General features: G+C 65.1%; 16 protein-coding genes and 1 pseudogene. 7 read left to right on the forward strand and 10 right to left on the reverse strand.

Annotated elements, in window-relative coordinates; all coding sequences use genetic code 11:
• On the forward strand, positions 1–1347 hold the full coding sequence (locus ACFQEV_RS00235; protein ID WP_379691867.1) for a nucleotide sugar dehydrogenase: 1347 nt from the start codon (positions 1–3) through the stop codon (positions 1345–1347).
• A gap of 54 nt (positions 1348–1401) precedes the next feature.
• Here ACFQEV_RS00235 and ACFQEV_RS00240 read toward each other — a convergent pair whose 3' ends face one another.
• Positions 1402–2799 carry a twin-arginine translocation signal domain-containing protein gene (locus ACFQEV_RS00240; protein WP_379691868.1) on the reverse strand — a complete coding sequence of 466 codons (1398 nt, stop codon included), beginning with the start codon at positions 2797–2799 and terminating at the stop codon, positions 1402–1404.
• A gap of 283 nt (positions 2800–3082) precedes the next feature.
• On the opposite strand from ACFQEV_RS00240, the gene ACFQEV_RS00245 reads away from it, so the two are divergent.
• Positions 3083–3310 carry a hypothetical protein gene (locus tag ACFQEV_RS00245; protein ID WP_379691869.1) on the forward strand — a complete coding sequence of 76 codons (228 nt, stop codon included), beginning with the start codon at positions 3083–3085 and terminating at the stop codon, positions 3308–3310.
• A gap of 12 nt (positions 3311–3322) precedes the next feature.
• Here the strand turns inward: ACFQEV_RS00245 and ACFQEV_RS00250 are convergent, their stop codons facing one another.
• The 8 genes from ACFQEV_RS00250 to ACFQEV_RS00285 all read right to left on the reverse strand — a co-directional run bounded on the left by ACFQEV_RS00250 (position 3323) and on the right by ACFQEV_RS00285 (position 12645).
• Positions 3323–4279, reverse strand: coding sequence for a glycosyltransferase family 2 protein (locus ACFQEV_RS00250; protein ID WP_379691870.1), 957 nt, complete (start codon positions 4277–4279; stop codon positions 3323–3325).
• Positions 4280–4473: 194 nt separating this feature from the next.
• Complete coding sequence (locus ACFQEV_RS00255) at positions 4474–5562, reverse strand: DUF1616 domain-containing protein (RefSeq protein ID WP_379691871.1); 1089 nt, start codon at positions 5560–5562, stop codon at positions 4474–4476.
• 94 nt (positions 5563–5656) lie between these two features.
• The gene (locus ACFQEV_RS00260) at positions 5657–7588 is read right to left on the reverse strand and encodes a hypothetical protein (protein ID WP_379691872.1); all 1932 of its coding nucleotides are present in this window, start codon (positions 7586–7588) and stop codon (positions 5657–5659) included.
• Complete coding sequence (locus ACFQEV_RS00265) at positions 7585–8532, reverse strand: glycosyltransferase family 4 protein (protein WP_379691873.1); 948 nt, start codon at positions 8530–8532, stop codon at positions 7585–7587. Before ACFQEV_RS00265 ends, ACFQEV_RS00260 begins: the two co-directional genes overlap by 4 nt.
• Positions 8533–8789: 257 nt before the next feature.
• The gene (locus ACFQEV_RS00270) at positions 8790–9557 is read right to left on the reverse strand and encodes a formyltransferase family protein (RefSeq protein ID WP_379691874.1); all 768 of its coding nucleotides are present in this window, start codon (positions 9555–9557) and stop codon (positions 8790–8792) included.
• Positions 9544–10800: a carboxylate--amine ligase gene (locus tag ACFQEV_RS00275; RefSeq protein WP_379691875.1), complete on the reverse strand. Its 1257-nt coding sequence runs from the start codon at positions 10798–10800 to the stop codon at positions 9544–9546. Before ACFQEV_RS00275 ends, ACFQEV_RS00270 begins: the two co-directional genes overlap by 14 nt.
• Complete coding sequence (locus ACFQEV_RS00280; protein ID WP_379691876.1) at positions 10797–11855, reverse strand: DUF354 domain-containing protein; 1059 nt, start codon at positions 11853–11855, stop codon at positions 10797–10799. The genes ACFQEV_RS00275 and ACFQEV_RS00280 overlap by 4 nt, the downstream gene beginning before the upstream one ends.
• 1 nt (position 11856) lies before the next feature.
• Entirely contained in the window at positions 11857–12645 is a 789-nt protein-coding gene (locus ACFQEV_RS00285) for a polysaccharide deacetylase family protein (RefSeq protein ID WP_379691877.1), read from the reverse strand.
• 377 nt (positions 12646–13022) lie between these two features.
• Here ACFQEV_RS00285 and ACFQEV_RS00290 point away from each other — a divergent pair, with 377 nt between their 5' ends.
• Positions 13023–13925, forward strand: a complete 903-nt coding sequence (locus tag ACFQEV_RS00290) for a polysaccharide deacetylase family protein (RefSeq protein ID WP_379691879.1) — start codon at positions 13023–13025, stop codon at positions 13923–13925.
• Between the two features lie 20 nt (positions 13926–13945).
• Here the strand turns inward: ACFQEV_RS00290 and ACFQEV_RS00295 are convergent, their stop codons facing one another.
• Positions 13946–14995, reverse strand: a complete 1050-nt coding sequence (locus tag ACFQEV_RS00295) for a glycosyltransferase family 2 protein (protein ID WP_379691880.1) — start codon at positions 14993–14995, stop codon at positions 13946–13948.
• A 382-nt stretch (positions 14996–15377) separates the two neighbouring features.
• Between ACFQEV_RS00295 and ACFQEV_RS00300 the strand changes: the two genes are divergently transcribed.
• From ACFQEV_RS00300 to ACFQEV_RS00315, 4 genes and pseudogenes are all read left to right on the forward strand, one after another.
• On the forward strand, positions 15378–17030 hold the full coding sequence (locus ACFQEV_RS00300; RefSeq protein ID WP_379691881.1) for an alkaline phosphatase family protein: 1653 nt from the start codon (positions 15378–15380) through the stop codon (positions 17028–17030).
• A 7-nt stretch (positions 17031–17037) separates the two neighbouring features.
• Positions 17038–18147, forward strand: a complete 1110-nt coding sequence (locus ACFQEV_RS00305; protein ID WP_379691883.1) for a lipid II:glycine glycyltransferase FemX — start codon at positions 17038–17040, stop codon at positions 18145–18147.
• A 2-nt stretch (positions 18148–18149) separates the two neighbouring features.
• Complete coding sequence (locus ACFQEV_RS00310) at positions 18150–19160, forward strand: lipid II:glycine glycyltransferase FemX (protein ID WP_379691884.1); 1011 nt, start codon at positions 18150–18152, stop codon at positions 19158–19160.
• A gap of 643 nt (positions 19161–19803) precedes the next feature.
• Positions 19804–20424, forward strand: a pseudogene (locus tag ACFQEV_RS00315) (hypothetical protein); the annotation flags it as partial.

Consider the following 20424-nt stretch of genomic DNA (forward strand, 5'->3'; position numbering starts at 1 on the left):
GTGACGGGACTCTACGACGCCCCCCTCTCGGAGGCGGAACGGCGCGAGGCGTTCCTCGACGGGTCGGTTCCGGTCGCCGTCTACGGACTCGGGAAGATGGGACTCCCCCTCGCGGGCGTCTACGCGGAGACGACGGGCAACGTCGTCGGCGTGGACATCGACGAGGACGTCGTCGAGGGAATCAACCGCGGGGAGTGCCACGTGGACCGGGAACCCGGACTGGACGAACTCGTCGCCGAACAGGTCGAACGCGGCCACCTCCGCGCGACGACGGCCATCGACGAGGCGGCGGCCGACGCCGCCCACCACGTCGTCATCGTCCCGACGCCGTTGACGGACGACCGGACGCCGGACCTCTCGGCGTTGGAGGCGGTGGTCCGCGGCATTGGGGCGGGCATCGACCCCGGCGACACCGTCGTGGTGGAGTGCACCGTCCCGCCGGGGACGTGCGAGGAGATGGTCACCTCCCTCGTCCGCGAGGAGAGCGGCCTCGAACCCGGCGAGTACGGCGTCGCGTTCTGCCCGGAACGGACCTCCAGCGGACGAGCGCTGGAGGACATCCGCGGGTCGCACCCGAAAGTCGTCGGCGGCATCGACGACGAGAGCACCCGCGTGGCGGAGGTCGTCTACGGCGAGATAACCTCAAACGAGGTGCTCCCCGTCTCGGACGCGACGACGGCGGAGTCCGTCAAACTGTTCGAGGGGCTCTACCGTGACGTGAACATCGCGCTGGCGAACGAACTGGCCCGCATCCGCGACGAACTCGACATCGACGTGAACGAGGCCATCGAGACGGCCAACACGCAACCGTTCTGCGACATCCACGACCCCGGACCGGGCGTCGGCGGTCACTGCATCCCCTACTACCCGTACTTCGTCACCAGCCGGGTGGAGAGCGAGACGCCGCTCATCCACACCGCTCGGGAGGTCAACGACAGCATGCCCGAGTTCACGGTCCGGAAGGTCCGCGAGGAACTCGACGCGACCGGTCGGGACGCGTCCGACGCAACCGTCCTCGTGTTGGGTCTCACCTACCGTCCCGGCGTCGCTGAGACGGCGGCGACGCCCGCGAAACCCATCATCGAACGGCTCTCCGGCCTCGGCGCGAACGTCCTCGCTTCGGACCCGATGCTCTCGGGGTCTGACTTCGAGGAGTTCGACGCGACGCCCGTCGAGAGCGACGAGGTGACGGGGACCGACCCCGACGCCGTCGTCCTCGTCACGCCCCACGAGGAGTTCCTGACGCTCGATTGGGACGCCTTCGACGACCTCGTGATAATCGACGGACGGGACGCCCTCGCCGGGACAGAGACGGGGCACAGAGTCTACACCATCGGAAGCGGATGACGCCGTCGGAGGAGACCCTCCGACGGAACTTCGACTGACGACGCGCCGCCGGCGTTACGCGCTGAACCGAATCCGTTCGATGGAGAGGTCCTTCGTGTTGATAGAGGAGTTCACCTTCAGTATCGGCTTTCCGGTCACCTTTATCGTCGTCCCGGTGACCGAACAGTTGTCCGAGTCGAAGAAGGAGAATCCCGTCCGCTTCCGTCCGCGCTGGACGACGCGACAGTTCTCGAAGGAGACGCCGTCGCGACTCTCGATGGAGACGGCGCGGCCGTTCGCGGCGGTGCCGGTGACCTCGACGTTCTTGAACGTCGAACCGGTGGGCGCGCCGGACCGTTGAAGCGGAAGCGCGTTGATGGCGGGGATGTCGTCCCTGTTCACCTCTATCTTCGTGTTCCGAACCGTCGCACGTCCCGCATCGGGGTGGAAGACGAGTGCGCCGAACCCCCTGCCGCCGTTCTTGCCGAACTTTATGTCGCAGTTCTCGACGACCTGTCCGTGCTTTCCCCTGAGGCGGATTCCCCGCACGTTCAGCGACCCCTCGGGGTACGGCGGTTCCTTGTCGGCGACGACGCGAGCGTTCTTGACCGTCGAGTTGGTCGAACCGATGCGGATGTTGGCGATGTTGTTGTTCTTGTACAGTCCGCCCTCGACGTGGACGGGGCCGTCTTTGCCCACGAAGTTTGGTTCGTTTCGGCCGGGCGCGGAGGCGTAGAGTCCGTTGTTCGGGAACTGCCGGATGTCGCAGTCCCGCAGGACGAGTTCGCCCGAGTGGTCCTTCCCCACGTAGATTCCGATGGCGTTCCCGCCTTGGTGGCCGCCGTCCTTCGCGACGGCGTTCTCGACGACGCCGCGACTGGACCTGTCGAACTGCTCGAAGTGGAACGCCGCCGGGTTGCTCGGGAGGTCCTTGTCCGGCATCTTCCCCCGTATCGTGAGGTTCCGCGCGACGAAGTTCCCCTCCCCGCGGACGCGGACGACGCCGCCGAACCCGTCCTTCGTGAAGTCGAAGTCGAACCCGTCCATGTAGAACCGCTTGACGTCGAGAAACTGGACGAGTTGGTTGTTTATCTCGTCCGACGGGGCGGCCGGAACGATGGTCGGCGTCGCTCCCTTCTTCGAGACGAGGCCGAGATTGTTGTAGCCGCTGACGCGGAGTTTCTTCAGCGTGTACTCGCCCTTGGGGAAGATGAGCAGCGTGTCGTCCCCCAGGAGTTCGTTCAACTCACCGTCGATGGGACCGTCGGCACTCGGATCGATTCCGGCGTCTATGACGTTCTTGACCGTACTGAACCGACTGCGGAACGAACTGGGGTTCTCGACGTCAGGTTCGACGCTGACCGGACTCTGCGGTCCCTCCGTCGTCCCGGTCTCCTGCTTTCCGCCGCATCCGGCCACAGCGACGCCGAGGGCGGACAGCCCGCCGTATTTCAGGAACTGGCGGCGGTTCATGCCGCGTCCTCCCCGTGCACAGAACTCGTCTCGACGCCAGTACGTACCTGCGGCTCCAACATTGTCTGTACTCTCCCCTACGAGGCCAATCGTTATGACTCCTCTTCCGGTCGGAAAAACAAGACGTTTCGGCGATTAGCTTCGGGTTTTTGACCATTCCGGCGAACGGCCCGCTCGCCGTCAGCTTCTCCGGACTGTCGCCGCACGGAAGGTGTTGTTCGACCGACCGAAGCCGAATCTCGCGGCACAAAAGACTATATATTTCAGAACTCTAATAGTTCGTATGACGTACGAGCCGGAGGACACCTCGAAGGGTGACGAGTACCGCCACACCGACGGGACGCGCGAAGTCGTCTTCGCCCTGGCGGACGGGCGCATCCTGACGGTCAAAGAGTACCCGAACGGCGAGGCGTTCGACGACGGCGTGGCGGACGCGACGTACGTCGGCGTGGAGGACGACGTGGCCGACCTGCCCGACGCGTCGTCGTTCGCGGACGATACCGAGGAGTGACAGCGCCGGCCGCTAGGCCTCCTCCTCGCGGTCGTAGCGCGAGTCGAGGTGGTCGTTGATGCGCTTGTCTGCCACCATCGCCACGAGGACGAACGCGGCGCTGAGCGCGAACCTGACGACGCCGCCGTTCGACTTACCGTCGCGTTCGACGGCGGAACGCGCGACGCTCGCGACTCCGGCGAGTCCGGCGAACAGGCTCAGTCCGTACAGCGCCGCCGGAGCGTAGACGCCCGCCGGGAGGTACTGGACGGTGATGCGCCACAGGAAGTTTCGGAACAGCATCCGCGAGACGTTCGGGATGTACGTCGAGTACCGGATGTGACTCTCCTCGTCCTCGTATATCCCGGGCACCGGCACGTCCACGACGCGCATCCCCGCGACGTTGAGTTTCACGAGCAGGTCGTTGCAGTAGCCGTAGAACTCGTACATCTCCTCTACGTCGACGGCTTCGAGAGCCCGCAGCGAGATGGCCGTGTAGCCGTTCTGTGGGTCGCCGATGCCCCAGTACCCGCTCGATATCTTCGTGAGGTACGTGAGGATGACATTGCCGACGAACCGGAACGTGGGCATATCCTCCCTGTCCTCGGCGTCCAGCAGTCGGTTCCCCTTCGCGTAGTCGGCGTCGCCCTCGATTATCGGTTCGATGACGGTGCTCAACTGGTCGGGGTCCATCTGCCCGTCCGCGCCCATCACCGTCGTCACGTCCATCTCGTCGTCTCTCGCCCGGAGATAGCCCGTCTTGATGGCACCCCCGACGCCGCGGTTCTCCTCGTGTCGAATCGGCACGACTCGCCCCTCGTCGTCCTCCTCGACGAACCGCCGAATCTCGTCCCACGTCCCGTCGGTGGAGTCGTCGTCGATGACGTACACCCTATCTACGAACGAGGGAACCGTCGCGAGAACGTCGTAGACGAACGGTTCTTCGTTGTACGCTGGTACGACGACGCCAACTGCGTGTTCCTTGTACATTGTGGTGAAAGTACGCGCCGCGAACTGCGTCCGACCGCGGCGGTGTCCCATATACGGTCAGCGTACCCCTCCTCAGGGCATTGTTATTCTCTACATACAACCCGCGTCCGGGATTTCGGCGCATCGCTCCGTCGCTAACCTGGCGTTAACAGGGGTGAGAATACGACGTTCGGCGGCGAGGGTCGTTCGGGGAGTCAGGAACCGGAACCGGAGCCAGAACTGGAACTGGAACCGGAACCGGAACTACCCCCGGTGACGTCCACGTACAGCCTGAGGTTCCGGTAGGCGTTCTCCGCCGTCGGGTTCGCCGGCGCGTCGCCGCGGTACAGCAGGTACGTCAGGCGGACGTCGTCTCCGCTCATCGTCGGCGTCACCGAGTGGTTAAGGTACGCCGTCTCGCCGCTCTCGACGCTGGCGTTCAGACGCCGTAACTCCTCGCTCTCGACCACCCGCGTATCGTTTCCGGTCCCGTTCGATTCGACGCGCTGTTCGAGGACGACGACGGTGTACTGCTGGGAGTGCTCCTCGCGGTTCTCCACCGCCGCGGTCAGTTGCGTCGGTTCGCCGACGGTGAGGTCCTTCGGGTAGTCGTTCGCGACGAGTTCTCCGGTCTCGTTCTCCGAGAGGATGTAGAACTCGGTGAACGACTCCCCCTGCGGGGCCGGCGGCGCGGCGAGGGCGTACGCCGTCGTGGCGAGTGCGAGAAAGAGGCTCGCCACCACGACGACGTTCAGGGCCGTTCCGACGGCGGAGTCGCCGCGGAACGACCACCCGCCCGCGCCGACTGACGGGACGGCGGGAGCGAATCGCTCCCGTCGGGGGACGGACGACCGGCGCGCGACGGCGATTATCGCGAACGCCAGCGTGAGCGCCGTCACCGCGACGAGAACCGGGATGCGCCGAACGCCGAACGGCGTGAAGTTCAACAGGAGGGCGGTCATCGGGACGAGTATCACGCTGGCGAGAACCGAGAGGACGACCCTCGCCGGCGAGTCGAGTCCACGCGCCAACCGCGGAATCACCTCTTCGTCCGTCGTCTCCTCGTCCGTCGTCTCTTCGTCCGTCGTCTCCCGCACCGCGGCCTGCCTGACGTAGAGTGCGGATACGAAGGCGTACCCCGGCAAGAAGATGAGGAGCGGTAGTACGAAGACGATCTGAATCAGGGACCCCGAGAAGAATGGGACGAAGACCATCGCGGCGGCGAGTAGCGTCGCCAGTACGACGACGACCAAGTCCCACGGGCGGCCAGCGCGCGACGTCTGCGACGTTCGCTTCTCTGCCATAGCACGGCGTGATGGGGGAGGAGGCTTTGTTATACGACGCATAGCGCCGGACGTCGACGCCGTCGCGCCCGCGAAACCGCGTTCGAGGGGGGCGTCACCCCGTCGCGACCGAACACATCAGCACGTCGCCGTTGTCGTACAGCAGGTTCTGGTCCGACGGACAGATCTCTCGGGCCGAGAAGTCGCGTATCACCACCGCGTCCCCTTCGCCCGTCGCGTACATCGACGCGCCGGAGGACTGGTACTCCCTGTAGACGGTGACGCCCTGCGCGACGGGTTCACCCCTGTCGTTCAACTCTATCGGCACCGCCAAGTGTCCCCCGGCGCGCGTTATCATCGCTCGGTAGGGGTGGTCCGTGTAGATGGGTGCGCTCGGCGACGGGTTCGTCGCCTGGATGGTGTTTATCGCCGCCAGTTCGGACTCCGTGTTCGAGTACCGGGGGGTGTAGTTGTCGAACACGGGGTCGTCTATCGTCGCCTTGTCCGCGACGAGCATCGCGCCCGGGAACACCAACGCGAACACCACGACGGCGGCGACGATGCCCCTCGACGGGAGATTCCGCGAGAGCGCGTACAGTCCGACCGTCCCGATGACGACCATCGGGACGTACATGAACGCTATCCAGCGTCCGGGGAGGAACGTCCGGATGCCGAACACCGGCAGGATGTACGCGAAGACCATCATCCCGACGGTGGCGACGATGAGCGTCACGCCCGACTCGCGCAGGCGGTTGCGGTTGAGGACGACCAGCGAGCCGAACACCGTGAGGAAGAACAGGAGGAAGAAGCCGAGCTCGTTGATGTAGGGGATGTACGGCGCGAGCGGACCCTGCGCCCCGGCCGCGGCCGAACTGCTCCCGCCGGCGAGGTTGAGAAAGCCCGCGGAGCGAGCGAGCGTCACCTGCACGAGGACGAGCATCCGCGTGACGAACGACGTTCCGCTTATCGGCGTCAACATCCAGTTGACCGCGAGCGCGACGGTGTAGACGCCGACGACGCCGAGGAGTTTCTTCGGGTCCGTCGCGCGGACGCTCGACCACCCCGTCCGCGGCATCACGTCGAACGCGAAGAGGAGCGTCGCCACCCCCGCGGACAGGAGGAGGACGAGCGTCACGAACGCAGACACCTGGTGGGTGAGGATGACGCCGATACCGAAGAACAGCACCGCCGCGTAGTCGCGCGCCGTCGCGTCGAGGTGGAAGACGCGGACCAACGCGTACACGACGCCGAGGAACAGCGCCAGACCGAGGCTGGTCGGGATGAGGTGCAGTCCCCACCGGACGATGTGGTCGCCGACGGCGAACAGTCCGACCGCGAACACCGCCCACCGCGGCGTGACGAAGAACCGCGCGATGCTGTAGACGAGAAGGAAGAAGACGGACATGACCGTGCCGACGGTGAGGAACAGGGCCTGCCGCATCGAGACGCCGAGGAACTCGGTGGCGACGACGACGAGGAGGTGGTACAACGGCGCGGCGACGTACTTCACGTCCGAGATGGCCGACAGCGACCCCGCCCGGAGAATCGAGGCGGCGTACTCGCCGATGTGCGTCCAGCTGTCGATGCCGATGAACCCCGGCGTGGTGTACAGTCCGACGAACCGGACGACAACGGCGAGCGCCGTTATCTCCGCGAGCAACAGCCACGGCCTGAACTCGGCTTCGTCGGTGAAGAGCGCCTGAAAGAGGATGAGCGAGGCGACGACGCCGCTCGAAAGGAGGAACAGGGGCGTCCGCGTCCCCGCCTGAAGCGCGATGAGGAGCAAGCCGGCGATGCCGACCGCGACCGCCGCGACGGAGAGTTTCGTGAACGCGACGCCGAGGCGCGGCAGCTCTGTCTCCTGCCTGTCGTACCACGCGATGAACAGGTAGAGCAGGCACGCCACGCCGAGGAGGACCGGAATCGTCGTGATGTATATCTGCGAGGAGTAGAACCGCAGGAAGAACAGGAGGAAGGCGAGTATCAGTCCGACTGCCGCCGCGAGAACGTCGAGTTGGCGGCTCAGCAGGTCGTGGGTGTGCTTCATGCGCTCACCCCCGCCCCCGCTCTCGGGGCGTCGAGAACGCTCTCGTACACCGAGAGGATGTTCTCGCCCATCCGTTCGAGGCTGTACTCCTGTACGTACTCCCGCCCGTCGAACTCCTCGCCGCCGGCCGCCGCGTCGGCGACGCCGCGGGCCAACTCCTCGTCGTCGTCGCTGACGACGGCGCCCGGTATCTCGTCGGCGTACTCCGCGATGTCGCCCACGTCCGTCGTGACGACGGGGCAGTTACAGGCGAGTGCCTCACGCACGGAGTTCGGCGACCCTTCCCACTTGGAGGTGAGAAGGAGGGCGTCGGCGGCGTTCATGTACGTCGGCATCCGGTCGTGCGGGACGCCCGAAATCGTCTGGAGTTCGATGTCCTCGCCGAGTCGCTCCTCGGCGCGTTCGACGACGCGCTTCGCCCGGGGGTAATCTTTCGCGTCGCGCGTCGTGTCGTACGGGAACAGCACGTGGTTCCCGTCGCGCGCCCACCCGAGTTCCTCGCGCGCCCGTCCCTTGGGCGCGGGCGAGAAGAGGTCCATGTCGATGCCGTGCGGGACGACGGTGCACTCGACGCCGAGTTCGTCGCGCATCTCCTCGGACATCACGATGACGGCGTCGGCCAACTGCGCGCACCACTCGCTGAGCGCGCCGTACTGTCCCATCACGTCCGATCCCCAAAGCGAGAGGACGACCGGACGGGTCGGTTGGGCGAGGGCGGCGGGGGCGGTCAGCCCGTAGTTCGCGTGTACGATGTCGTAGTCGCCGTTCCACGCCTCTCGGAGCGTGTCGCGGTAGAACGAGGCGTACTGCCGGAGCGACCGGGTGCCCTCCGGCGGGCGCGGCACCGTCACCACGTCGCAGACGACGCCCTCGTCCTCCAACACGTCCACCTGCTGTTCGAAGAACGGCCTCCGCGTCGTGACGAGTTGCAACGTTCGTATCATCTGTGGTGTGTCGGCGAACGGGGGGACTCGACCGTCGTTTCGCGCTTTCCGGACACGCGGCGCTGGTGACGAACCGGGGACATCACGTTCTCACCCGCCCTGGGGAGGCGGTGAGCGGCGGAGACTTCTCTAAACATATCCGAAGGTAGCGGCTTCGGGATGTTTTGTTAATAGCGGACTACACCGTCACCCCCGCACTAACGGCCGGATAACAGTTCTCGTCCCGTGACCGTCCGCGATAACGAGGGGTCCGCCGCTCACTCCGGCGGGATTTCCCACCGCGCGTCCGACCCGAGGGCCCAGAGCGCTCGGTTGACCGCGCCGCGGACGAGGACCGTTCGCCACTCCGCCAGCGAGTAGTAACTGCCCGAGGCGTTCTCGATGCCCTCGTAGCCGTCTTCGACCAAGAGCAGGGCCTCACGGAGCAACGTCGCCGTCGTCTCCGCGGACCGCCAGAGGATGTCCTTCGGCGTGTCGAACAGCCCGATTTTGAACCTGTCGCGACAGAGGATGCGGCCATCGTCGAACTCCTCGGTGAGGAAGTGGACGGACGCGCCGCCCCACCGCTTCCCGTTGGCCCACTGGACGCGGTGCATCGCGGGCCCGCGGTAGTCCGGGAGGTACGACCCGTGGCAGTTCAGCGCCGCCACCTCGGGCATCTCTATCACGTCGCCCGGAATCAGCTTCGTCCACCCGCAGGAGACGAGATACGCGAACGACTCCTCGTCGTCGGTCACCGCCGCCACGTCTCCGGCGGGCGAACTCGGGTCGTCGGCGACGGCGTACCGGACGCCGCGCCGCCGGAGAGCATCGACAAGTCGCCCGGAGGCGCCGTCCACGACCACCCGCGGGTCGTACCGCTCTCTGAACGACGCACTCGACAGGAGACTCTGCAACGTGACCGTCGCTTTCACCGCGTCCGCGGGCATCAGGAGCACGAGCGTTCGACGGTCGGACTCTCCTTCGCCGCCGAACTCGCTCTCGTCCCCGTCCCCGCCGTCGGTTCGGGCGTCAGAACGGGTCATCGCCGCCCCTCCAGAGGTCCAGCGCCCACCCCATCGACGTCGCCAGTCCGCCCGGGGCGATCCACGCGCGCAGGTCCCTCGGGTCGATATCAACGCGCGCGGGCGGCCACGCCAACGACGCGAGCGACCGGGGAAGCGACTCCTCGTCGTGTTTCAGCGAGAAGTACACCTCGCGAAGCGGGAACACCATCTCGCCCGTCTCCGACGGCGACCCGTCGAACGACTCCCGCGAGAGGCCGAGACTGCTCGCCACGAGGGTGCTCGCGAAGCGGTAGCCGTACCGACTCGCGAGGGCGTAGGAGGCCCAGAACTTGGGGTTTATCTCCATCAGCACCCACTCACCGTTCTCCGCGCGCTTGTACTCGACCAGCGCGACGCCGTCCCACTCTAGCGCTTCGAGGAGTGCCTTCGACTTCGCGGCGAGTTCCTCGTCGCGCAGGACGCGCACTCTGGTTCCGGTGCCGCCCTCGCGGGGGATGGAGCGCACCTCGTCCTGTCCGAACTCCAACTCCGGCGTCCCGTCGTCGAACAGCAACCCTATCGCGTAGGTGTGGCCGTCGCCCTCCACGTACTCTTGGACGATGATGTCGCCGCCCTCCTCGCGGTGGCGAAGTTCCTCGTACGCCTCCCACAGTTCCGCCTCGCTCTCGACTTTCGAGACGATGTTCCGGCCGGCCTCCTTCTCGGCCTTCAGGAACACGGGGTACGACAGTTCGCTCGCGTCCAACTGCGGGTCGGCGTCGGGACCGGTCGGCAGGCGGCCGTACTCCTCGGGCGTCCGGATGCCGACGCTCTCGCCGACGGCGGCGGTGTCGCCCTTGTCGAAGGCCGTCTCCAACGCGTCCGAAGACGGGAGGCGGAACGCCACGCCGTCGGGAATCTCGTCTCGAATCTCGTCCAACACCTCGACGGTGAGGTGGCCGACGGGCAGGACCGCGTCGGGGCGGAATCGCTCTATCGCCCGGAGGACGGACGCCGCGTGCCTCTCTCTGTCCTCCTCCGCCGGCGGCACGACGACGCTTTGGTCGCAGTACCGCGACTGCACGATGGGGTTCGTCCGCTCCTCGCCGACGCCGACGATTCTCGCGTCCAAGTCGCGGGAGAGTTCGGCGGCTATCTGCAGCGCGTACACGTGGTGCCGACCGAGAATCATCACCGTCGGCGGCGAGTCTGGCTCCGGCGGTTCGCTCGTTTCGTGCGACGGTTCGGCCGTCTCGTCCGTCGGTGCGGTACTCTCGCTCATCGGTGGGCGGCGTCGTAGATGAGGTCCAACATCGTGTTCGTCACGTCCGGTTTGTCCTCGACGAGTCGTCGTCGGCGCTCCTTCCACGCGTCGTCGCTCTCGGGGTTCTCGACGATCTCGGCTATCTTCCGCATCGCCGCGTCCTCGTCGGCGTAGGAGAACAGGAGTCCGTACTCCTCCTCTAACTCGACGAAGTTGTTCATGTCGCCGTCGCCGACGACGGAGTTCGCGCGTATCGCGGGCGTGCCGAGGAGTGCGGCCTCCGTGGGCATCGTCTGGGAGTCGCCGACGTACAGGTCCGCGTAGTACAACAGGTCGTGAATCCGGTGCGCGGGGACGGAGATGCGGTACTCCTCGAACTCCGGGGGGAGTTCCTCCTCGCTCGTGATGTACACGTCGCCCCGGTCCGAGAGGTACTCGACGAGTTCTCGCTTCCCGTCCGGCGAGAGTCCCTGACTCCCCACGTCGTGGTAGGCGTCCCACCCCGCGAAGCGGAGGACGAAGAAGGGGTCGTCCGGTTCGACGCCGTACTCCCTGAGCACGTCGGCGTCGGGTTCGAACCAGTCGGGGTGGAGGTACGACAGTTCCTGAAAGCCGACGATGTCGTGTTTCCGCGCGGGGACGGGCACGTCGAACCCCGGCGGCGTGCATATCTTGTCCACGAAGGGGCACGTCGCGCCGTGGTAGAGCGCTCGTATCACCCGCGAGCGCAGGATGGTGTCCTTGAAGATGACGTTCCGGCTCCCGGTCATCCGCGAGACGTGCACCGCGGGCGGGTTGAGGCGACTCACCACCACGTCCGGGTCGAACGATCGGGCCAGAGACAGCATCTTCGCCTCTCGCTTCGCCCACTCGGCGGCGAGTGCGGGCGCGCCGCCGTCGCGTTCGGCGGTGAGGGGCGTGTGGTCGATGCCGTACTCGTCGAGCAAGTCGGTCGTAATCTCCTTCTCGCGGGAGGTGACGTGGACGCCGTGTCCGTCGGCTTCTAGTTCCCAGTACGCGTTCTTGAATAGGTGAACCTGCGCCGGGTGGTTGACGTCGAACAGTACCCTCATCTCATCTCACCAAGTTGAGCACGCGCTTGCCGGCGTTCATCGTGAAGTCCTTCGCGTTCTCGACGACCATCTCGGTGGAGTCCTTCGCCCACCGGTTCGGGTGGCTGAGGAGACAGAGGCGGGGAATCTCCCTGTCTTCGAGGAGGCGAATCAGTTCGCTCGTCTCTCCGACCTGCCGTCGCTTTCCGTCCTCGCCCACGGTGTGGTCCTTTATCTTCAACGCGCCGTCCTCCCACGTCCGGCCCGTGTCGGAGAAGTAGATGACGTCGGCGAAGTCCATCGAGAGGTACGCCTCCCCGAGGAGGCCGTACTCCTCGAACTGCCCCTCGGGGTCCGCGGCCCACATGTCGCGGTTGTCGTACGACGTGAGCGGATTGCCGTGCATGCACGCCGTCCGAACCTCCGCGAGTTCGCGGAGGCGTTCGAGTTCGGTGCCGAAGCTCTCGTGGGCCGCCGTCACGTCGCCCTCCGCCCGGTCCATGTCCTCGTAGTGGTAGCCGATTTCGTGGCCGAGAGCGTCGATTTGGCGTATCAACTCCGGGCGGAACACCTTCTCTATCGTCCGGAAGTAGTAGGTGCTCGGAACGTCGAGTCGGGCCTCAAGACGCGCCATCGCCAGCGCGTTCTCCGGCTTCCGGTCCACGTCGTGGCGGTGGACGACGAACCGTTCCGGCAGTTCGTCCGCCCGCTTCCGCGTGAGGTACTGGCGGACGGTGAGGTGGTCGTACCCGGCGTCGAGGCTCGCCCGCAGGAGTGCCTCGTACTTCTCGAAGGTGAACTCCCCCATCATCGGTCGCTCACCACGCGATACGCTCCCTCCGACCGTTCTCGTCGTCGTCGGCGAACGCTCCCTGCGCAGTCGTTTCGACCGCTCGCCCCGGCGAGGCGGCTCCCTCGTCCGGTTGCGAGCGGTCCGTCCGCGGGAGGAGACTCTCGCCCGACGTCCGTTCGTTGAATCATGTGTCTCTCCTGGTGCGCGTTACGGCGCGCTCGTAAACTCGGTGTCGGCCGGCGGCCTTTGTTATACAATGGGTAGATCCTCCGTGCCGCGAGACGGGCGCAGCGGCCGGTAGCGCTTCGATGCGGGCGATTCGTCGTTTCAATAATGTTGTATATTTAGCCGAATACGCGCCCAATAACAATCTCTCGATTGGGTGAGAACGTACTATGGGTTCCGTCGTCATCTCCCTCGACGCCGAACTCGGATGGGGCTACGTCGATTACGACGACCCTCCCGACCGCGTCCGGCACGCGCGTTCCGGGTGGCGAACGCTCCTCTCGATGTTCGACGAGTACGATATCCCCGCGACGTGGGCCGTCGTCGGTCACCTCATGCTCGACGACTGCGACGGCGAACACGCGGACGTCCCCGCCTCGGACGGGTGGTTCTTGAAGGAACGCGACTCCGGGCGGTTCGGCCCCGACCAGCGGTTCGGGTACGGCCTCGTCGAGGCAGTCGAGGACGCGTCGGCGGACCACGAACTCGGCTCGCACTCCTTCTCGCACCCGGAGTTCGACCGAATCGACCGCGCGTGGGCGGACGCGGAACTGCGGCGGTGCGTCGAACTCGCGCGCGAACGCGGCTACGACCTCGACTCGTTCGCCTTCCCCCGAAACAGCGTCGGACACAGGGACGTACTCGCGGAGCACGGATTCACCTGTTACCGGGGCGTCTCGCCCGTCACCGACGCCGACTCGCCGCTGAAACCCCTCCGGACGCTGACCGGCGGGACGGCCCTCGACCGGCGGTCGTTGCTCGTCGCGCCGCGCGTCGACGAACGCGGACTCGTGAACGTCCCCGCGTCGCTGTACCTGTTCAGTTTCGAGGGGACGGCCCAGCGAATCGCCGAACCGGTGGTGGGCGACCCCATCGTCCGGGCGGCGAGGCGCGGAATCGACCAGGCGGCCGAACGAGACGGCGTCTTTCACGTCTGGCTCCACCCGAACAACGTCTGGCGCGAGTACACCAGAGAGCGCGTGCGAGCGATCCTGGAGTATCTGGACGAACGCCGTCGGGACTCCGCGCTGACCGTCGAGACGATGCGCTCCGTCGCGGAGGACGTTCGCTGACCCCGCGTTCGCTGCCCCGTTTACTCGCTCGCGGACGTGTGGACCGGCGGTTCCGCGACCTGAACCGTCTCGATTCGGTCGATCGGATACTCGCTCGCCGGGCGCGCCGGGTCGCGGAATCCCCAGATCATTCCGCACAGCGTCAGCATCTGTCCGAGGATGAGGGTCACGGCTTCGGTGAGTCCTCTCTCCGAGGCGAGTACGTAGAACCCCGCCGCCGTCATTCCGAGCCACCCGACGAGGAGTATCGGCGAGAGGAGCGAGAACGCGCCGAGCACACCCCACGCCCCGACGAACAGCTTGTTCCGCATCCGATAGAGGTGGCGCACGAATCGCCGCGGCGAGTCTATCGACTTTCGAATCGCCTGTCCCGCCCCCGTGACGTACCCGTTCCGAAGCCTCCGGAAGGGTTCCGTCGGCCCGGACGCGACCGGGTGTTCCGCGACGACGACGGGGAGGCGACAGAGGCGGTACCCTGACTCGCCGAGTCGGAAGCCGAGGTCGATATCTTCGAGGGACCGGAGGAACGGATCGAACCCGCCGACGGCCCGAAGCTTCTGGGCGTCGTAGAGGGCCACGCCCCGAACCGCGCCCACGGTCACTATCTCGTCGTGGTCGCGGTTCTCGTTGAGGTGGCCGTCCACCGCGGCCACGTCGGGGTACTCCCGGAGGAGATCGCATGCCCGCCGTAACCAGCCGTCGGTCACGTCCATGTCGCCGTCGACGAACAGGACGAACTCGCCGTCCGCGACGTTCGTGCCGACGTACCTCCCCGCGGAGGGCGTCGAGAGGTCGTCCGAGGGTATCCGTAACACCGTGATGGGGTACTCGCGCGCGATATCGACGGTGTCGTCCGACGAGTTCGAGTCCACGAGGATGACCTCGAAGCTCGGCACCTCCTCGCACAGTTCGAACACCGAGTCGAGACACCGGCCGATGCGGTCCGCCTCGTTGTACGTGACGACGACGACGGAGACGGTGGGGTCCGTCGCACCGCCGTCTCCGGACTGCGACGCGTCGCTCTCCGCTACCGGTTCCGAATCGACGTTTCGGCCGTTGCGCTCGCTCATGGGTGGGTAAACATAGGTATCAGACGCTTCTTCGGTTGCGCGACATCGCTCGATTGATATCGTGCCTTCCCCGCGACGGTGTTTTGTTAGCCGTCTCATAGTAGCCGCTCGACGGCGAACGATCCCAGTTACAGTCTCCTGAATAGACTCAAAAACCCGTCTCGGCGACTGTGAGTCACTCTGAGCCGATTGTCGGCGTCGGTGCGAACGTCGCGTCCCACACCTACGGCATCAGCGCGACCATCCCTCGAAAGTCGGCTCGATTCGTCACCGCCGCTTTTCCGAGACTCGGCCGAGCGACGCTCGGTTTGGCTGGCATGAATATTCCATCTCGCCCATAGGAACGGTATAACAAAGCGAAATACGGGAATGGAAAGGAGTGATGGACGGGAGCCACGGAACTGACCTGACGACGCTCTTGGTCGGAATCGATGCGGGCTGTCAGTCCGTGTTAGAGCCCCTCTTCGAGGCCGACGAACTTCCGAACCTCCGGTCGGTGTTTCAGGGGGGCGTCAGCGGACCGCTTGAATCGCAGATTCCGCCGTGGACGGCCAGCGCGTGGCCCTCGATGTACACGGGGAAGAACCCGGGCAAACACGGCGTCTTCGGATTTCTCCACTTCGACGGCTACGAGGAGGACGTCGTCAACGCGACTCGGGTTCGGGAGCCGTCCCTGTGGGAACTCCTCGACTATCACGGCCTGACGAGCGTCGTCGTCAACGTTCCGGTGACCTCCCCTCCGAAGTCGTTCGACGGGGCCCTCGTTCCGGGCTACGTCGCGCCCGAGAACCCGCCGTGTCACCCCGATGGCCTCCTCGAAGACGTCCGCGACGAACTCGGCGAGTACCGGGTGTACGCGGACATCGACGAGACGAAAGACGAAGCGACGTACCGTTCTCTCGTCCGGTCGCGCGGCGAGGCGTTCCGCTACCTCGCTGACCGGTTCGACCCCGACTTCGGCTTCGTCGAGTTCCAACAGACCGACTCCGTGTTCCACGAACACCCGGGGGACGACGAACTGGTTCGGGCGGTGTACCGCGAGGTGGACGAACAGGTCGGTCGCATCCTCGACGAACACGACCCGGCCAACGTCGTGGTGGCCAGCGACCACGGGATGGGACCGTACGACCGCTACGAGTTCCGCGTCAACGAGTTCCTCCGCGACGAGGGCTACGTCGAGGCGACGCAGGGCGGTGAGGGGATGCCCTCGTGGGTGAAGATACGCGAAAACCGACTCCACGAGGGCGACGCGGGCGACCAACCCCCGGACGCGGACGCGGACACGGACGCGGGCCGCGGAAGTCCGCTCGAAACCGCGGTTTCGACGGCGGCGAGGTTCGGACTCACGACGGAACGCGTCGCCGCCGCCCTCCGCAAAGTCGGCCTCGACGCCGCCGTCGCGCGCGTCGTCCCGGAGAACGTCCAGAGCGCCGGGATGTCCCGCGTCTCCTTTCCGGAGTCGAAGGCGTACATGCGCGACCTGATCGAACTCGGCGTCAGAATCAACCTCGAAGGGCGGGAGCCCGACGGGACGGTTCCGCAGGCGAAGTACGAGGACGTCCGGGACGAACTCATCGAGGCCCTCCGGTCGGTTCGGACGCCGGACGGCGACCCCGTCTTCGAGGACGTGGCCCGCCGCGAGAAGTACTTCTACGGCCCGGAGGCGGAGAACGCGGTGGACGTGGTGACCGTCCCGTCGAACTTCGACCACTACCTCAGCGCGCAGCTCTACGGCGAACAGTTCGGCGAACCGACCGAACCGTGGAACCACAAGCGGTTCGGCATCGTCGCCGCGCGGGGCGACGCGATAGACGAGTCGGCCGGCGTCCGCGGAGCGCACCTCTTCGACGTCGCGCCGACGGTTCTGGCGACGTTCGGGCTCCCGGCGGACGAACGGATGGACGGCGACCCGTTGGACGCGGTGGAGGCCGCCGGCGAGACGGAGTACCCCGACTTCGACTCCGGCGAGACCGTCGAAACGGACGACGACGCGGTGGAGCAGCGTCTCTCCGATTTGGGGTACCTCGACAACTAACAGAACAATGGCAGACTTAGCGTTTCGAGTACACGACAGCATCGACGCGGTGAACGAAAATCAGTGGAATCACGTCGTCGAACACTCGACGAACGGGAGCGTCTTCCACCGCTACGAGTGGCTGAAAGCGGTGGAGGAGAGTCTCAGCTACGATCCGAAGCACGTCACCGTCGAGAAGAAGGGGAACCCGGTCGCGGTGTTTCCGAACTTCGTCACGGACATCGACCTCCCGTCCGTCTCGTCGCTGTTGGAGAACACGCCCCTCTCGGCGGTGGGAGACGCCGCGTCGGTACCGTCGCTCGGCGAGGTACCGCTCAGGCGTGTCATCTCCGCGACGCCGGGGTACGGCGGCCCGGCGATAACGACGAACGAGGAGGAGGTTCTCGACCTCCTGATGGAGAGCGTCGACGAAATCTGCGACGGTAACGTGCTCAATCACGTCATCAAGGCGAAAGAGACGGAGTACATGCGGTACGGGAAGTACCTCGCAAAGCAGGGGTACCAGCCCAAACTGACCGACTGTCGCTTCGAGATCGACCTCACGTACGACTGGGACGACATCGAGGCGAACATGGCCAAGGAACGGCGCAAGGCGATCAGAAAGGGCCGGAAGTCGGAGACGACCGTCCGCGAGGTGGACCTGACGACGGACGAACTTCGAGAGACGTACCGCCAGTACCGGGCGAACATGACGCGCGTCCGCGGCCACGTCTACCCCTTCGAGTTCTTCGAGCGACTGGCCGAGGAGATCCCCGACCGGACGAAGATATTCGCCGCCGAGGCCGACGGGGAGGACGTGGGCCGGTACGTCTACTTCCTCGACGACGAACGCGACACGCTCCACTACTACTTCCCGGCCATCGGCGACGAGTCGAACTTCGAGCACTACCCCTCCGAACTCCTGCACGAACACGCCATCAAGTGGGGGAAAGAGCAGGGGTACAACTACTACGACTTCGGGAGCACCGGCTCGACGTTCAAAGACGGTGTGTTCAGGTACAAGGAGAAGTACGGCGGCAGACCGATTCCGACGCTCCAGTGGGAGAAGGGACAGTCGCCGCTGCTGTGGGGCGCGTACAAGCTGGCTCGGAGCGCCTACCGGAAGAAGGTCTACTGACAATGAGCATCGAAATCGAAGAGATAGGCCGAGACGAGTACGATACGTGGGATAGCTACGTCGAACAGTCGCCGAACTCGAACCTGTTTCACCAGTCGAAGGCGCTGGAGCTCCAAGCGGAGTTCTCCGGCGCGGAGGTACACCCCCTCGTCGGGTACAAGGGGCAGGAACCTGTCGGGCTGTTCCCCCTCTTCGAGATGGAGAAGGGGCCGTTCACCGCGGTGTTCTCGCCGCCGCCGAAGCTGTGGATACCCCGGCAGGGGCCGGCGCTTCTGAACATGCAGAAACTGAAGCGCCGGAAGCGGGAACGCCGCCTCAAGCGGTTCATCGACGGCTGCGTGGAGTGGCTCGACGAGAACGTGGGCCACGACTACGCGGAGATTCGAACCGCGGGCGACTACCACGACGCCCGCCCGTTCAAGTGGAACGGGAGCGAGGTCACCCCGGAGTACACCTACGTCGTGGACCTGACCGTCGACGAGGACGAGCTGATGGGGCAGTTCAGCAGCGACGCCCGGAGCAACATCCGTAACACCGACGAGGACTCCTACACCGTCGAAGAGGGGACCGTCGAGGACGTAGACCGGATCCTCGAACAGGTGCGCGACCGGTACGAGGCGCAGGGGAAGGCGTTCAACATGGCCCGCGGGTTCGGTCGGAGCCTGTACGAGGCGCTTCCGGACGGACAGGTTCGACCCTACGTCTGCCGCTCCGACGGCGAGTACCTCACGGGCATCCTCGCGTTCGAGTACGACGGGCGAACCCACCGCTGGCAGGGGGGCGTCAAGCCGGACTTCGACGTGGACATCCCCACGAACGACCTGCTCGATTGGCACATCATGAGCGACGCGATGGACCGGGGCCTCGACCAGTACGACCTGGTCGGCGCGGGGAACCCGCGACTCAACGAGTACAAATCCAAGTTCGGACCCGAGCTCGAGCTGTTCTACGACATCGAACACGGGTCCGCGCCGGCGACGATGCTCGTCGACCTCTACCGGCGGTTCGCCTAGCCCTCGGTTCGCACCGGCCCGCGCGCCCGGTTCGGCCCGCGTCTTCGCCCCCGTTTTCGGTTCTAATCCTCCCTTTACTGTCAAGCAAACTTTACTTACTGGCAAATATTTCCGAGTGTGAACGGGTTCTGCGCGGCCGTCAGGTGAAGTAGACCATCTGACAGGAAATGGTAATTAATGTGTTAAGTGTGTTCAGTTTATCGAATATGTAGTCTCGATACAATCCGTGCGGATATGGACGGGTCGGGGCGCTCGGGTCCCCCGATAAGTCTCTGTTAAGAGCTCTCCGCCGAGTCTTAAAGCACCAAATTCATACTTTAATATTTTAACTATATTAAGAAAATTTATTTGATCCTTTGCCTACTTTTAGTCACTATACTAGATTCTGAACTATTTGTGGATGAGAAAATTTATAAGCTAATGCTCATCCTAATCGGGTGTAATGAGGCGTGAAACCGACGCGGCGCGAAGCACGGACGACACAGAGGGTGGCTCTTTCATGGGCCGTCGACCCTATCTCAAACTCGCGGGTGCGGCGGTCGGGGCTATTGCCCTCGGGAGTTCGAGTGCAAGTGCGGCAGAGACGTCCGTTGTCGTCGTCGATGGACGAGGGGGAACCGATAAAACTGACTATGTCATCGAAGTGAGCGATTCGATAAAGAAAATCAACACTTCTATCGCAGACACGCTGTCGGACTCGGTCTCGGACACTCGGGTCGAGGGGAGCATCGCCGACGGCGTCGACGCCTACGAGTACACGGGTCACGTCGTTGACTTCGACTTCGACGGTTCGGCGAGGGTGACCACCAAGCCGACGCTGAAGGACGTCTCGTCGGACCTCGTACCTGAGGAGACGAGCAAGAACAAGATCGAAGTCGTCAGCGACGGCTCGATAAAGTACGAGTTCACCACCTCCGGAAAGATAACCAAACTCTTCGAAAACGGGAAGAAGAGCGCGGAGGAGGGGAACGACTCGGTCACGGAGAACGACGACGGAACGTGGTCCGCGTCGGGCTTCACCGGTAACGGCTACGGCGATGGCTTCGAGTTCGAGGGCGAACTGAAGGCGTTCACCCCGAACTCCGGCGACTTGAAGCTCCTCCTCAACGGGAAGGAGGTCTCGCCTGATGACTTCGGCGACGTTTCGAGCGATTCCAGCTCCGACTCCGACTCCGACTCCAGCAGCAGCAGCAGCAGTTCCAGCGGAAGTAACGAGTCCCACATCGGCGGCGGCGAGGGCTACTCGAACGTCGTCCCCGAGTCC

The sequence above is a fragment of the Halopelagius fulvigenes genome (assembly GCF_042662625.1).
GTDB classification, from domain to species: Archaea; Halobacteriota; Halobacteria; order Halobacteriales; family Haloferacaceae; genus Halopelagius; species Halopelagius fulvigenes.